The sequence below is a fragment of the Streptomyces akebiae genome (assembly GCF_019599145.1).
In the GTDB taxonomy this organism is placed as follows: Bacteria; Actinomycetota; Actinomycetes; order Streptomycetales; family Streptomycetaceae; genus Streptomyces; species Streptomyces akebiae.
Genome location: NZ_CP080647.1, coordinates 4,482,960 through 4,496,781, shown reverse-complemented (window position 1 = coordinate 4,496,781; position 13,822 = coordinate 4,482,960). Strand labels below are relative to the sequence as shown.

The window sequence follows — 13,822 nt, the reverse complement described above, 5'->3', positions numbered from 1 at the left end:
TACGTCCAGCGAGCCCGAATCGTTCTGACGTTCTTACGATTTTTTTCCGGTGCCGTGTCCGAATCCACCTCGTGTGTCATTCGGTGTCCGTTGTGACGCATGTCAACTGCCCCGTTCTGACGGGATAGTCACGTATGTCCTCAGGTCACTCCCGCGGGTGATCTGCCGCTTACGCATAGTCCGTTCGGGCCATTCAAGATTGGGCCCGAAGGGGGTGTTGCGCTGTGCCCACCTTCCGTAACGTCCTCAACTGGCGGCGGTGAATATGCCGCTGCCGCCGTGGGGGAGCCTCGATTCGGGAGAGGACGGCGCCGGTATGGGCTGGGTAACCGACTGGAGTGCGCAGGCTGCCTGCCGCACTACCGATCCGGATGAACTGTTCGTTCAAGGAGCAGCGCAGAACAGGGCCAAGGCGGTGTGCACCGGATGCCCGGTGCGGACGGAGTGCCTGGCGGACGCGTTGGACAACCGCGTCGAGTTCGGCGTGTGGGGAGGAATGACGGAGCGCGAGCGCCGCGCACTGCTGCGCAGGCGACCGACCGTCACGTCGTGGCGCAGGCTGCTGGAGACCGCGCGCACGGAGTACGAGCGTGGCGCGGGCATTCTGCCGCTCGACGATGACGAGATGTACGAGAACTACGCGGCGGTGAGCTGAGAGCGAGGCCCCTTCCGGGCCACGTCGGTCGAGGGCGCCCTTGAGGTGTCGGCGCGTCGGGCAGGTGTGCCGGCTCTCGGGTGCCCCGAGGCGTGGATCGGTCTTCTGGCCACGGACGGCTCCTCAGCCTTCCGCCAGCCAGCCAGGCAGGCAGGCAGGCATGCAGTGAGTCAGCCAGGCAGCCAGTCAGTTGTCGGAGGTGGGCAACTCCGGCCTTATGGCCGCGAGCCGGTCCCCGATGTCCCGCAGACCCGCCAGGTCGTGGACATCACCGGGCAGCGCGGCCACTTCGGCCACGGGCACCTCGGGATGAAGCGCGGTGAAGCGGTCACGCGTGCGCTGTTCCCGGGAGAGCAGACGCATCCGCTCGGCATGCAGTCTGAGCAGGCCGGACGTGAGTTGTTCCACCGTCAGGTCCGGGGCGGGGGAGCCGTCCTGCGGACCGGTCGTTGCGGGAGATTCCGGACTGGCTGAACTGTCGTACGTGTCGGGAGAGTTACGAACTGCTTTCCCGTCCATCTGATCCACAATGCGGGGCTCGTCAAGATTTTCAGCGGCGGCGAGCGCGCGCTCGGCGGACAGCTGGGCCGCGCCGCTGCCATGGACACGGTTGAGCACCAGTCCCGCCAGTGGCATGTCCTCGGCCGCCAGCCGCTCCACGAAGTACGCCGCCTCACGCAACGCGTCCCGCTCCGGCGCCGCCACCACCAGGAAGGCCGTGCCGGGTGCCTGGAGCAGCTTGTACGTGGCGTCGGCGCGCGTACGGAAGCCGCCGAACATGGAGTCCATGGCGGCCACGAACGTCTGCACGTCCCTGAGCAGTTGACCGCCGAGCAGCTTGCCCAGGGCGCCCGTCATCATCGACATGCCGACGTTCAGGAACTTCATCCCGGCCCGCCCGCCGACCTTCGCGGGCGCCAGCAGCACCCGGATCAGCTTGCCGTCCAGGAACGAACCCAGCCGCTTCGGTGCGTCCAGGAAGTCCAGCGCCGAACGCGACGGCGGGGTGTCGACGACGATCAGGTCCCACTCGTCACGGGACCGCAGCTGGCCCAGCTTCTCCATCGCCATGTACTCCTGCGTGCCCGCGAAGCCCGCCGAGAGCGACTGGTAGAAGGGATTGCTCAGGATGGCGGAGGCCCGGTCGGGGTCCGCGTGCGCCTCGACGATCTCGTCGAAGGTGCGCTTCATGTCGAGCATCATGGCGTGCAGTTCGCCGTCCCCGTCGATGCCCTTCACCCGGCGCGGGGTGTTGTCCAGCGAGTCGATGCCCATGGACTGGGCGAGCCGCCGGGCCGGGTCGATGGTGAGCACGACCACCTTGCGGCCGCGCTCGGCGGCCCGGAGTCCGAGGGCGGCCGCCGTGGTCGTCTTGCCCACACCGCCGGCGCCGCAGCACACCACGATGCGGGTCCGCGGGTCGTCCAGCAGGGGGTCGACGGCCAGCGGCCGGGTCGAGCTGATCACGCGATGTCCGTCGGGCGCCTGGGTCAGGGCGTGGTCGAGGTCCGAGGCGTGGTCGTGCGCCGCGTCGCGCGAGGCGGCCGGGTCCGGAGTCATGAGATCCCTTGCTGACGCAGTTCCGTGGCGAGTTCGTACAGGCCCGCGAGGTCCATGCCCTCGGCGAGCAGCGGCAGTTCGTGCAGCGGCAGGCCCAGCTCGCCCAGTACCGACCGCTGTTCGTGCTCCAGGGTGTACCGCTCGGCGTACTCCTCGGCCTGCACGAGCAGCGGCTCCACCAGCCGTTCGGCGTTGCCGCCGCGCCGCGCGCCGCCCAGGCCCGCCGTGGACAGGGACTTGGCGACGGCCGTACGGGGCACCGCGCGCGCGAACTCCAGCTCGTCGGCGTCCAGCACCTCCGGCCGCACCATGTTGACGATGATCCGCCCCACCGGCAGATTCGCGGCCCGCAGCTCGGCGATGCCGTCCGCCGTCTCCTGGACGGGCATCTCCTCCAGCAGAGTCACCAGGTGCACGGCCGTCTCGGAGGACTTCAGGACCCGCATGACGGCCTGGGCCTGATTGTGTATCGGGCCGATCTTCGCGAGGCCCGCCACCTCGTCGTTGACGTTCAGGAAGCGGGTGATGCGCCCGGTGGGCGGCGCGTCCATCACCACGTAGTCGTACGTGAACCGCCCGCTCTTCTCCTTGCGGCGCACCGCCTCGCAGGCCTTGCCCGTCAGCAGTACGTCCCGGAGACCGGGCGCGATGGTGGTGGCGAAGTCGATGGCACCGAGTTTCTTCAGGGCCCGGCCCGCCCCGCCGAGCTTGTAGAACATCTGGAGGTAGTCCAACAGGGCCAGTTCGGGGTCGATGGCCAGCGCGTACACCTCCCCGCCCCCGGGGGCCACCGCGATCTTCCGCTCTTCGTACGGCAGTGCCTCCGCCTCGAAGAGCTGTGCGATGCCCTGTCTGCCCTCGACCTCGACCAGGAGGGTGCGCTTCCCCTCGGTCGCGAGGGCGAGCGCGAGTGCGGCGGCGACCGTGGTCTTTCCGGTCCCGCCCTTGCCGCTGACGACCTGGAGCCTGCTCACGTATTCGAGCCTAACCAGTCCGCGCGCGGCATACGCGGGAGGCTGTGGACAACTTGTGCCCTCCTCGCCTGTCGGCCCCCCACCTGTCGGCCCACGCGCGGCCCACGCTCCTGGGTGCTCCTGCCCGCCCGCCCAGGTCGTCACGCCCACCGGGACGGCGACGGAAACCCGTGCCGGACGGCGAGGAACCGGTGCCGGACGGCGGCCGGGCAGCGGATAAAGTCGGCCACATGACCAAGTGGGAATACGCAACCGTGCCGCTGCTCGTCCATGCCACGAAGCAGATTCTGGACACCTGGGGCGAGGACGGCTGGGAGCTCGTCCAGGTCGTGCCCGGGCCGAACAACCCCGAGCAGCTGGTGGCCTACCTGAAGCGGCCCAAGCCGTGAGCGCCGTCGAAGCGAAGCTCGTGGAACTCGGGCTGAGGCTGCCCGAGGTCGTCCCGCCGCTCGCCGCGTACCAGCCGGCCGTCCAGTCCGGCGTGTACGTGTACACCGCCGGGCAGCTGCCCATGGTGGACGGCAAGCTGCCCGTCACCGGCAAGGTCGGCGCCGAGGTCACCCCCGAGGAGGCCAAGGAGCTCGCCCGTACCTGTGCGCTGAACGCGCTCGCCGCAGTCAAGTCCGTGGCGGGCGACCTGGACCGGGTCGCGCGCGTGGTGAAGGTCGTCGGCTTCGTGGCCTCGGCCTCCGACTTCACCGGCCAGCCCGCCGTACTGAACGGCGCGAGCGAACTCCTCGGCGCCGTCTTCGGCGACAGGGGCGTCCACGCGCGCAGCGCGGTCGGTGTGGCGGTCCTGCCTCTGGACGCGCCGGTCGAGGTGGAACTCCAGGTGGAGCTCACCGAAGCCTGACCGCCACCAAGATCGCGGAGGCTCACTCGAACATCAGCCCGTTACGAGTTAGCCTCCGCCCATGGCAAACGGGCAGTGGTACCCAGCCGAGTGGCCGGACCGCATCCGCGCACTCGCGGCCGGCACGCTGACACCGGTGACCCCCAGGCGGGCCGCCACCGTCATGCTGCTCAAGGACACGGCCGACACCCCGGTCGTGCACATGCTGCGCAGACGCGCCTCCATGGCCTTCGCCGGAGGCGCGTACGCGTATCCGGGCGGCGGGGTGGACCCCCGCGACGACGACCACCAGATCCGCTGGGCGGGCCCCACGCGCGCGTGGTGGGCGTCCCGCCTCGGTGTCGACGAGACCGACGCCCAGGCCATCGTCTGCGCGGCCGTCCGGGAGACGTACGAGGAGGCGGGCGTCCTGCTCGCCGGGCCGAGCCCCGACACCGTGATCGGGGACACCACGGGCGACGACTGGGAGGCCGACCGTGCCGCGGTGGCCGCCCGGGAACTGTCCTTCGCCGAGTTCCTGGAACGCCGGGGGCTGGTCCTGCGCTCCGATCTCCTCGGCGCCTGGGCGCGCTGGATCACCCCGGAGTTCGAGGCCCGCCGCTACGACACCTGGTTCTTCGTGGCCGCCCTCCCGCAGGGCCAGCGCACCCGCAACGCCTCCACGGAGGCCGACCGCACGGTGTGGATCCGCCCCCGGGACGCGGCGGACGGCTACGACAAGGGCGAGCTGATGATGATGCCGCCCACCATCGCCACCCTGCGCCGGCTCGCGGAGTACGACTCGGCCGCCGCCGCGCTCGCCGCCGCACCCGCCCGCGACCTGACACCCGTCCTCGCTCGGGCCCGCCTGGAGAACGACGACGTGATCCTCTCCTGGCCGGGCCACGACGAGTTCACCAAGCGTGTTCCGGCCGCCGGAGACCCCACATGACCGCGGCGACAGCCCTCCCGAGCCGGTCGAGCGGCCGGCCCGAGGATCCGCCCGCGTTCCCCGCACCGCCGTGCGGGCGCCGGGACGCCGCGCCCGCCCGCGGCCGACACCGCGGCACTCCTCCCATCCCGCTGGAAGGCCCCTCCGCATGACCGACGCAGCAGCCCTTCCCGGCCAGCCCAGGGGCGGTGTCCTGTCCGGCCCCGCCACGGCGCGCGCCGTCAACGTGCTCGCGCCGAACGCCTCGGTGATGACGCTGGACGGCACCAACACCTGGATCGTCTCCGAACCGGACTCCGAACTCGCCGTCGTGATCGATCCCGGTCCGCTGCACGACGCTCATCTGCGCAACGTCGTCGACACGGCGGAGAAGACCGGCCGGCGCATCGCGCTGACCCTGCTCACGCACGGCCACCCCGACCACGCCGAGGGCGCCGCCCGCTTCGCCGAGCTGACCGGGACGAACGTACGGGCCCTGGACCCGACGCTGCGGCTCGGCGACGAGGGACTGGGCACGGGTGACGTCATCGCGCTCGGCGGCCTGGAACTCCGTGTCGTCCCGACCCCGGGCCACACCTCCGACTCGCTCTGCTTCCACATCCCGGCCGACCGGGCCGTCCTGACCGGTGACACCGTTTTGGGCCGCGGCACGACCGTCGTGGCCCACCCCGACGGTCGTCTCGGCGACTATCTCGACTCCCTGCGCCGCCTCAGGTCCCTCACGGTCGACGACGGCGTCCACACCGTCCTCCCCGGCCACGGCCCCGTCCTGGAGGACGCCCAGGGTGCCGTCGAGTTCTATCTCGCCCACCGCGCCCACCGGCTGGCGCAGGTCGAGACGGCCGTCGAGAACGGTCACCGCACCCCGGGCGAGGTGGTCGCCCGCGTCTACGCGGACGTGGACCGCTCCCTCTGGCCCGCCGCGGAACTCTCGGTTCGGGCACAGCTGGAGTATCTGACCGAACACGGCCTGATCTGACCGCTCCCGAGCCTGAGCGCCCGCCTCCGGGCTTCAGGGCACCCGGGGTGTCACACCGGGCCTCCGTGCCCTCGCGGGCCCCAGGGGCCCCTCCCAGGCGCTTCCAGGGGGCCGAGAGCGCGTCGCGGCGCCTCTGGACACGACAAGGGCGCTTCTGGACACGACAAGAGGGGGCCCGCCCCGAGAAACGAGACGAACCCCATCGGCGTACGGGTGGCCGCAGCGACCACGGCCTGACGTACCTGGCGGAACCGGTGTACCGCCGGCCCCGCGTCAGCGAGACCGCTTGGCCAGTCGCTCCACGTCCAGCAGGATGACCGCGCGCGCCTCCAGGCGCAGCCACCCGCGCTGCGCGAAGTCCGCCAGCGCCTTGTTCACGGTCTCCCGGGACGCGCCCACGAGCTGCGCCAGCTCCTCCTGGGTGAGGTCGTGCACCACATGGATGCCTTCCTCCGACTGCACCCCGAACCGGCGGGAAAGATCCAGCAGCGCACGAGCGACCCGCCCGGGCACGTCCGAGAACACCAGGTCGGACATCTGGTCGTTGGTCTTGCGCAGCCGCCGCGCGACCGCGCGCAGCAGCGCCGCCGCCACCTCGGGCCGCGCGTTCAGCCACGGCTGGAGGTCACCGTGGCCGAGGCCCAGCAGCTTGACCTCGGTCAGCGCCGAGGCCGTCGCCGTCCGCGGACCGGGGTCGAACAGCGACAGCTCGCCGATCAGCTCACCGGGGCCGAGCACGGCCAGCATGTTCTCGCGGCCGTCGGGCGAGGCGCGGTGCAGCTTCACCTTGCCCTCGGTGACCACATAAAGGCGGTCACCCGGGTCGCCCTCGTGGAACAGAGCGTCACCGCGCGCGAGGGTCACCTCACTCATGGAGGCGCGGAGCTCCGCGGCCTGCTCGTCATCGAGCGCCGCGAAGAGCGGGGCGCGCCGCAGAACGTCGTCCACGAGTTCTCTCCTTGTCGACCTGCTCAGGGGATCTTGCTCCCCGTACTACCAGGGGACCGTGTTCCCCATCTTGCCGGACGGTCCAAACAGTGTGATCTGTCACAAGGATGCCGCACACATGTCCCGGGGTATGCGTCAGGGGTCCAATTGGGGGCCGATCTTCTGGGCCCGGGGCGGATGTCGGTGCCGGGCTTTAGGCTGGCCGGGTGTCCAAAACGCCGGTGAGAGCACGGGCCGAGGGGGCTGGGCGGGTGGTTGTACGGCGCGATTCCGCTGTGGGCGAACAGGGCCCCACGGGAGCGAACAAAACGGCAAAGGCGACGAAGGTGTCCGATCCATCAGCGGCGGAGAATCCCGCCCGGAAGACCACGGCCCCGGCGAAAGCGGCTCCGGTGAGGAAAGCGGCCCCGGTGAAGAAGGCCGCCACCGCCCGGAAGGCGGCAGAGGCGGCAGAGGCGAAGGCGGCCGTGACGCGAGGGGCTCCCTCGACCCGGAGAAAGGTCCCGGCGGTCAAGCCCGAGTCCCGGACGGCCCTCGTCCGCCGTGCCCGTCGCATCAATCGCGAACTCGCCGAGGTGTATCCGTACGCGCACCCGGAGCTGGACTTCGAGAACTCCTTCCAGCTGATCGTGGCGACGGTCCTGTCCGCGCAGACGACCGACCTGCGGGTCAACCAGACGACACCGGCGCTCTTCGCGAAGTACCCCACCCCCGAGGACCTGGCCGCGGCCGACCCGCAGGAGGTCGAGGAGATCCTGCGACCCTGCGGGTTCTTCCGTGCCAAGACGAAGTCGGTGATGGGCCTGTCGAAGGCCCTGGTGGACAACCACGGCGGCGAGGTCCCCGGTCGTCTGGAAGATCTCGTCAAGCTGCCCGGCGTGGGCCGCAAGACCGCCTTCGTCGTGCTGGGCAACGCCTTCGGCCGCCCCGGCATCACCGTGGACACCCACTTCCAACGGCTCGTACGGCGCTGGCGATGGACCGAGGCGACCGACCCGGACAAGATCGAGGCCGCCGTCGGCGCGCTCTTCCCGAAGAGCGAGTGGACGATGCTGTCGCACCACGTGATCTTCCACGGCCGCCGTATCTGCCACGCCCGCAAACCGGCCTGCGGCGCCTGCCCCATCGCCCCGCTCTGCCCGGCGTTCGGCGAGGGTGAGACGGACCCGGAGAAGGCCAGGAAGCTGCTGAAGTACGAGAAGGGCGGTTTCCCCGGCCAGCGCCTCAAGCCTCCGCAGTCCTACCTGGACGCGGGCGGCATCCCGGCCCCGCCCCTCGGAGCCGCCGGATGACGGACCGCACCGGGCGCCCGGACACGCACACCACCGCACCCGTCCGCCTCACCGCACCCGTCCGCTTCGGCACACACGCCGGCGCGCACATCTCCCTCGCTCCGTACGCCGTCTCGCGCCCTTGCTCCGGATCACGCCCTCCCCGTCCCGGTCTCCGCCACCCACAAGGGGGACGTCGGGTTCATGTGGAACGATCAGCGGTCCTCCGGGCGTTGGGACCGGAAGAACGACGGGGGTGGCTATGACACGCGTGAGCCGGACGGACGGCGGCACGGACACCGACAACGGGCACCACACGGGGCGGCACCACGAGTGGGCCCAGCACGTCGTCCTGGACAAGACGGGCCTGCCCTCCTGGCTGGACCCGGTGGTGCGCGCCGCCGAGACGGTCGAGCCGCTGCAGCTGAGCCGCTTCCTGCCGCCGGAGAACGGCTCGGGTCGGCAGTCGGCGGTCCTGATCCTGTTCGGCGACGGCCCGGACGGACCCGAACTGCTGCTCATGGAGCGCGCCGGTTCGCTGCGATCGCACGCGGGCCAGCCGTCCTTCCCGGGCGGCGCCCTCGACCCCGAGGACGGCGACCCGCAGAGCGACGGCCCGCTGCGCGCCGCCCTGCGCGAGGCCGAGGAGGAGACCGGCCTCGACCCGGCAGGCGTCCAGCTCTTCGGCGTGCTGCCCAAGCTCTACATCCCGGTCAGCGGCTTCGTCGTGACCCCCGTCCTGGGCTGGTGGCGCCGCCCCACCCCGGTCCGCGTCGTCGATCCGAACGAGACGGCCCGCGTCTTCACCGTCCCCGTGGCGGATCTCACGGATCCCGCCAACAGAGCCACCGCCGTGCACCCCCGCGGGTACGCAGGTCCGGCATTTCTGGTCGAATCAGCCCTGGTGTGGGGTTTCACGGCCGGAGTGATCGACCGTCTGCTGCACTACTCGGGCTGGGAGCGCCCCTGGGACCGGGAGAAGCAGGTCCCGCTCGACTGGCGCTCATGACAGGGTGTCTGCCGTGCTGCGTCTTCTGGGGCCTGCTGCGTCCCCCTGTCGCCGCGCGGCGGACCGGTTCCCCGGTCGGCCTGTAGTGATCGCGTAGTGACGAGGCGAGGCTTGAAGCGGTGAACGTGCTGGACATCCTGTTGCTGGTCGCCGCCGTCTGGTTCGCGATCGTGGGCTACCGACAGGGCTTCGTCGTCGGCATCCTCTCGGTGATCGGCTTCCTCGGCGGCGGTCTCGTCGCGGTGTACGCCATGCCCGTGATCTGGGACTGGATGACCGACAACTCCGAGGTCAGCACGGCCGCCGCGGTCGTGGCGGTGGTCATCGTGATCGTCTGCGCCTCCGTCGGCCAGGCGCTGACCACCCACCTCGGCAACAAACTGCGCCGCTACATCACCTGGTCCCCGGCCCGCGCCCTGGACGCCACCGGCGGTGCCCTCGTCAACGTCGTCGCGATGCTCCTGGTCGCCTGGCTGATCGGTTCCGCACTCGCCGGAACGACCCTGCCGACGCTCGGCAAGGAGGTCCGCAACTCCAGGGTGCTGCAGGGCGTGGCCGGTGCCCTGCCCACCCAGGCGGACACCTGGTTCGCGGACTTCTCCTCGGTCCTCACGCAGAACGGTTTCCCGCAGGTCTTCAGCCCGTTCTCGAACGAGCCGATCACCGAGGTCCAGCCCCCCGACCCCGCACTCGCCGGCAGCCCGGTCGCCCAGCGCGCCAAGCGATCCATCGTCAAGGTCATGGGCACCGCCCAGAGTTGCGGCAAGGTCCTCGAAGGCACCGGCTTCGTCTTCGGCGAGCGCCGGGTGATGACCAACGCGCACGTGGTCGGCGGGGTCGACGAACCCACCGTCCAGATCGGCGGCGAGGGCCGCAAGTACGACGCCAAGGTCGTCCTCTACGACTGGGAGCGCGACATCGCCGTACTGGACGTGCCCAGCCTCAAGGCCCCCGCGCTGCAGTTCACCACCAAGGACGCCGTCAGCAGCGACGACGCGATCGTCGCGGGCTTCCCGGAGAACGGCGCGTACGACATCCGGCCCGCGCGCGTGCGCGGTCGCATCACGGCCAACGGCGCCGACATCTACAAGCGCGGCACCGTCCACCGTGATGTGTACTCGCTCTACGCGACCGTCCGCCAGGGCAACTCCGGCGGCCCGCTGCTCACGCCCGACGGCAAGGTCTACGGCGTGGTCTTCGCGAAGTCCCTCGACGACCCGGAGACGGGCTACGCCCTCACCGCGGACGAGGTCGAGGAAGACATCGCCAAGGGCCGTACGGCCAACCAGCAGGTGGACAGCGACAGCTGCGCGCTCTGAGGCCGGGCGGGGCCGGTGGTGCGAGGTCCTGTGCGGGTCGCCCCGTACGGGTCAGGGACGAGGATGGCGCAGCCGGGCCGAGACCCAGCGGGCCCGGCGGCGCAGGATGCGCGGAATGCCCAGCCGGGGATCGGTGCCCTGCAGTTGCGGACCGCCCCTCTGGTGGGAGCTCAGGCCCGAGGCCGAGCGGCGGTTGCGTGCTGCGTCACTGTAGTCGTGCGTCCAGCCCATACCCCGACGTGTGCCCCCGCCCCAAGGTCGATAACCGCCCCCAGGCCCCCCAATTGGCCTATGCGCCGGGCAAGTGGCCCTCCGTGGAACAGGTGTTCACGTCCGGATAGCGGGCGACCTGGCCGACTCACCGGTCGGGCTCGGGATCCTTCAGCCAGTTGATGAGTTCGGTCGAGAACGCCACCGGGTCCTCCTCGTGGGGGAAGTGTCCCAGACCGTCGAACAGCCGCCAACGGTACGGCGCTTCGACGTACTCCCCGGACCCGGCCGCACTGCGGGTGCGCATCACCGGGTCGAGCGAACCGTGCAGGTGGAGGGTGGGCACCCGGACCGGCCGCTTCATCCGGCGGTTGAACTGGATGCCGTCCGGGCGGGCCATGGACCGCACCATCCACCGGTACGGCTCGATCGAGCAGTGCGCGGTCGAGGGGATGCACATCGCCCGCTGGTACGCCTCCACGGCCTCGTCGTCGGGCAGCCGCGGCCCCGACCAGTCCCGGATCAGCCGGCCGACCAGGGCGCCGTCGTCGGCGGTGAGCTGCCGCTCGGGGATCCAGGGCCGCTGGAATCCCCAGATGTAGGAGCCCGCGGAGGTCTGTTTGACGTCCGAGAGCATCGCCGAGCGCCAGCGCCGCGGGTGCGGCATGGACGACACGGCGAGCCGCCGGACGAGCTTGGGGCGCATCACGGCCGCCGTCCACGCCAGATAGCCGCCCAGGTCGTGGCCGACCAGTGCGGCGTCGGGCTCGCCGAGGGACCGTACGACCCCGGTGATGTCGAGGGCGAGGTTCGCGGGGTCGTAACCCCGGGGTGTGCGGTCGCTGCCGCCGACCCCGCGCAGGTCCATCGCCACGGCCCGGAAGCCCGCGTCCGCCAGGGCGACCAGCTGATGCCGCCAGGTCCACCAGAACTGCGGGAAGCCGTGCAGCAGTAGCACCAGCGGTCCGTCGCCGACTTCCGCGATGTGGAAGCGTGCGCCGTTGGCGGCCACGTCCCGGTGGATCAGCTCCTTGGCACCGGGCACGTCGAGCCGTACGGGAGACGCGGGCTGATTCCAGGGGGCGGCCGGGGTGGTCGCGGGGTCCGTCATGACGTCGAGCGTGCCACAGCCTCGACGGCGCCGTCGGCCGGGGCGGGCCGACGGGGGTGCGGCTTGGCGTTCTGCAGCACACCCGCCGTCTCCTTCATGGAGGCGGCGACCTTCTGCGGGCCCTGGCCCTTCTTGGCCTTCTTGGAGAAGACGACGCCGATGAGTGTCAGCACGAGGGCGACCACGACGTTCGCCGCGAACGACAGCAGGAAGCAGATCGCCAGGTTCCACTCGCTCCAGGTGCGGATGCCGTACGCCAGCGCGAAACTCAGCATCGGCAGGGAGAAGATCAGCACCGCGCCGGCCGCGGTGAACGCCCCGCCGCCGATCACTCCTCGCTTGACGTCCTGCCTGAGCTGGGCCTTGGCCAGCGCGATCTCGTCGTGCACCAGCGCGGACATCTCGGCCGTCGCCGAGGCGACCAACTGGCCGACGCTGCGTTCGGCTCCGACCGGGCTGCCGTCGGGTGCGCTCATCGGGGTCTCCCTCATATGCGTTTGTACGGTCCTGTGTACGGTCCTGTCAGATCATGCCGGACCGTCGTCGCCGACGCCTGCCCCGCCCGCCACTTCGGCAAGCCTGCGATGTTCTGCGGCCTTGCGTTCGTAGATCTCCGCCATGCGCAGGTGGTACGCCGGGTCATCCTGCTCGTAGATGTCGGGGATGCCGTCGAGGTCCTCGTCGCGCTCCTCGGCGGCCCACAGGGCCTGGTACTTGGCGTTCCGCAGCTTCAACAGGACGGTCGCCAGGACCGCCGCGACGAGGGAACCGGTGAGGACGGCGGCCTTGACGCTGTCGGTGAGCACCTGGTCTCCCTCGAAGGCCAGTTCGCCGATGAGCAGCGACACGGTGAAGCCGATCCCGGCGAGGGAGGAGACGGCGAAGACGTCCGGCCAGGCCAGGTCCTCGGAGAGTTCGGCCCGGGTGAAGCGCGCTGCCAGCCAGGTCCCGCCGAAGATCCCGACCGCCTTGCCGACGACCAGTCCGAGAACCACGCCGAGCGTCTCCGGCTGCGTGAACACCTCCGCCAGCGCTCTGCCCGACACCGCGACCCCCGCGCTGAACAGGGCGAACAGTGGCACAGCCAGACCTGCCGACAAGGGGCGAACGAGGTGCTCGATGTGCTCGCCGGGGGAGTGCTCCTCCCCTTCGCGCCGGGTGCAGCGCAGCATCAGCCCCATCGCGACACCGGCGATGGTGGCGTGCACGCCGCTGTTGTACATCAGCGCCCAGACGACGAGCGCGAGGGGAACGTAGACGTACCACCCGCGTACGCCTTTCCTCAGCAGCAGCCAGAAGACGGCGAGACCGGCCAACGCGCCGCCCAGCGCGGCGAAGTTCAGGTCGTCCGTGAAGAACAGCGCGATGATCAGGATCGCGAACAGGTCGTCGACGACGGCGAGGGTGAGCAGGAAGGCGCGCAGCGCGTTCGGCAGGGAGGTGCCGATGACGGCGAGCACGGCCAGCGCGAAGGCGATGTCGGTGGCCGTGGGCACCGCCCAGCCGGCCAAAGAGCCGCCCCCGGTGAGGTTGGTGAGCGTGTAGACGAGCGCCGGAACGACCATGCCGCACAACGCCGCGATCACGGGCAGCGCGGCCGTCCGGGGGTCCTTGAGGTCACCGGCGACCAGTTCGCGCTTGAGTTCGATGCCGGCGACGAAGAAGAAGATGGCCAGAAGGCCGTCGGCCGCCCAGTGCGCCACGGACAGGTCGAGGCCGAGCGCTGCGGGGCCGAAGTGGAAGTGGCTGACGCTCTCGTAGCTGTCGTGCAGCGCGGGCACGTTGACCCAGACCAGCGCGGTGACGGCGGCCAGGAGCAGCAGCACACCGCCGACGGTCTCCGTGCGCAGCGCGTCCGCCACGAAGGTCCGCTCCGACAGGGAGAGCCGGTCGAGAACCCTGCGGGTGGGGGTGGTGCGGGACGCGGCCACGGTGGGACCTCCGGTCGGTGGACAGCACGGAACACTCGCCGACCAGACTTCCCGGCACACCTGTTCTTTAG

General features: G+C 70.7%; 15 protein-coding genes. 8 read left to right on the top strand and 7 right to left on the bottom strand.

Going from position 1 to position 13,822, the window contains the following annotated elements; all coding sequences use genetic code 11:
* Positions 1 to 316: 316 nt before the first annotated feature.
* Positions 317 to 655 carry a transcriptional regulator WblA gene (wblA, locus tag K1J60_RS19295; protein WP_033524587.1) on the top strand — a complete coding sequence of 113 codons (339 nt, stop codon included), beginning with the start codon at positions 317 to 319 and terminating at the stop codon, positions 653 to 655.
* Between the two features lie 186 nt (positions 656 to 841).
* On the opposite strand, the gene K1J60_RS19290 is transcribed toward wblA, so the two are convergent.
* Together K1J60_RS19290 and K1J60_RS19285 are read right to left on the bottom strand one after the other, a co-directional pair.
* Entirely contained in the window at positions 842 to 2,215 is a 1,374-nt protein-coding gene (locus K1J60_RS19290) for an ArsA family ATPase (protein ID WP_220647289.1), read from the bottom strand.
* Positions 2,212 to 3,189, bottom strand: coding sequence for an ArsA family ATPase (locus K1J60_RS19285; protein ID WP_220647288.1), 978 nt, complete (start codon positions 3,187 to 3,189; stop codon positions 2,212 to 2,214). Before K1J60_RS19285 ends, K1J60_RS19290 begins: the two co-directional genes overlap by 4 nt.
* Before the next feature lie 230 nt (positions 3,190 to 3,419).
* Between K1J60_RS19285 and K1J60_RS19280 the strand changes: the two genes are divergently transcribed.
* The 4 genes from K1J60_RS19280 (at position 3,420) to K1J60_RS19265 (ending at position 5,952) form a co-directional block, all read left to right on the top strand.
* Positions 3,420 to 3,578 carry a DUF4177 domain-containing protein gene (locus K1J60_RS19280; protein ID WP_086785308.1) on the top strand — a complete coding sequence of 53 codons (159 nt, stop codon included), beginning with the start codon at positions 3,420 to 3,422 and terminating at the stop codon, positions 3,576 to 3,578.
* Positions 3,575 to 4,042, top strand: a complete 468-nt coding sequence (locus tag K1J60_RS19275) for a RidA family protein (protein ID WP_033524591.1) — start codon at positions 3,575 to 3,577, stop codon at positions 4,040 to 4,042. The genes K1J60_RS19280 and K1J60_RS19275 overlap by 4 nt, the downstream gene beginning before the upstream one ends.
* Positions 4,043 to 4,103: 61 nt before the next feature.
* A complete protein-coding gene (locus K1J60_RS19270) occupies positions 4,104 to 4,973 on the top strand; it encodes an NUDIX hydrolase (protein ID WP_220647287.1) in 870 nt (289 codons plus the stop codon).
* 148 nt (positions 4,974 to 5,121) lie between these two features.
* On the top strand, positions 5,122 to 5,952 hold the full coding sequence (locus K1J60_RS19265) for an MBL fold metallo-hydrolase (RefSeq protein WP_220647286.1): 831 nt from the start codon (positions 5,122 to 5,124) through the stop codon (positions 5,950 to 5,952).
* Between the two features lie 273 nt (positions 5,953 to 6,225).
* Here K1J60_RS19265 and K1J60_RS19260 read toward each other — a convergent pair whose 3' ends face one another.
* Complete coding sequence (locus K1J60_RS19260; protein ID WP_220647285.1) at positions 6,226 to 6,900, bottom strand: Crp/Fnr family transcriptional regulator; 675 nt, start codon at positions 6,898 to 6,900, stop codon at positions 6,226 to 6,228.
* A gap of 251 nt (positions 6,901 to 7,151) precedes the next feature.
* Here K1J60_RS19260 and nth point away from each other — a divergent pair, with 251 nt between their 5' ends.
* The 3 genes from nth to K1J60_RS19245 all read left to right on the top strand — a co-directional run bounded on the left by nth (position 7,152) and on the right by K1J60_RS19245 (position 10,499).
* The gene (gene nth, locus K1J60_RS19255; protein WP_220647284.1) at positions 7,152 to 8,192 is read left to right on the top strand and encodes an endonuclease III; all 1,041 of its coding nucleotides are present in this window, start codon (positions 7,152 to 7,154) and stop codon (positions 8,190 to 8,192) included.
* A 241-nt stretch (positions 8,193 to 8,433) separates the two neighbouring features.
* Entirely contained in the window at positions 8,434 to 9,180 is a 747-nt protein-coding gene (locus tag K1J60_RS19250; protein ID WP_259407793.1) for an NUDIX hydrolase, read from the top strand.
* Between the two features lie 119 nt (positions 9,181 to 9,299).
* A complete protein-coding gene (locus tag K1J60_RS19245) occupies positions 9,300 to 10,499 on the top strand; it encodes a MarP family serine protease (protein WP_220647283.1) in 1,200 nt (399 codons plus the stop codon).
* 51 nt (positions 10,500 to 10,550) lie between these two features.
* On the opposite strand, the gene K1J60_RS45910 is transcribed toward K1J60_RS19245, so the two are convergent.
* From K1J60_RS45910 to nhaA, 4 genes are all read right to left on the bottom strand, one after another.
* Positions 10,551 to 10,730, bottom strand: coding sequence for a hypothetical protein (locus K1J60_RS45910; RefSeq protein WP_078853953.1), 180 nt, complete (start codon positions 10,728 to 10,730; stop codon positions 10,551 to 10,553).
* A 127-nt stretch (positions 10,731 to 10,857) separates the two neighbouring features.
* Entirely contained in the window at positions 10,858 to 11,820 is a 963-nt protein-coding gene (locus tag K1J60_RS19240; protein ID WP_220647282.1) for an alpha/beta fold hydrolase, read from the bottom strand.
* On the bottom strand, positions 11,817 to 12,296 hold the full coding sequence (locus K1J60_RS19235) for a phage holin family protein (protein WP_220647281.1): 480 nt from the start codon (positions 12,294 to 12,296) through the stop codon (positions 11,817 to 11,819). Before K1J60_RS19235 ends, K1J60_RS19240 begins: the two co-directional genes overlap by 4 nt.
* A gap of 51 nt (positions 12,297 to 12,347) precedes the next feature.
* Positions 12,348 to 13,751, bottom strand: coding sequence for a Na+/H+ antiporter NhaA (gene nhaA, locus K1J60_RS19230; protein ID WP_220647280.1), 1,404 nt, complete (start codon positions 13,749 to 13,751; stop codon positions 12,348 to 12,350).
* Positions 13,752 to 13,822: the final 71 nt, after the last annotated feature.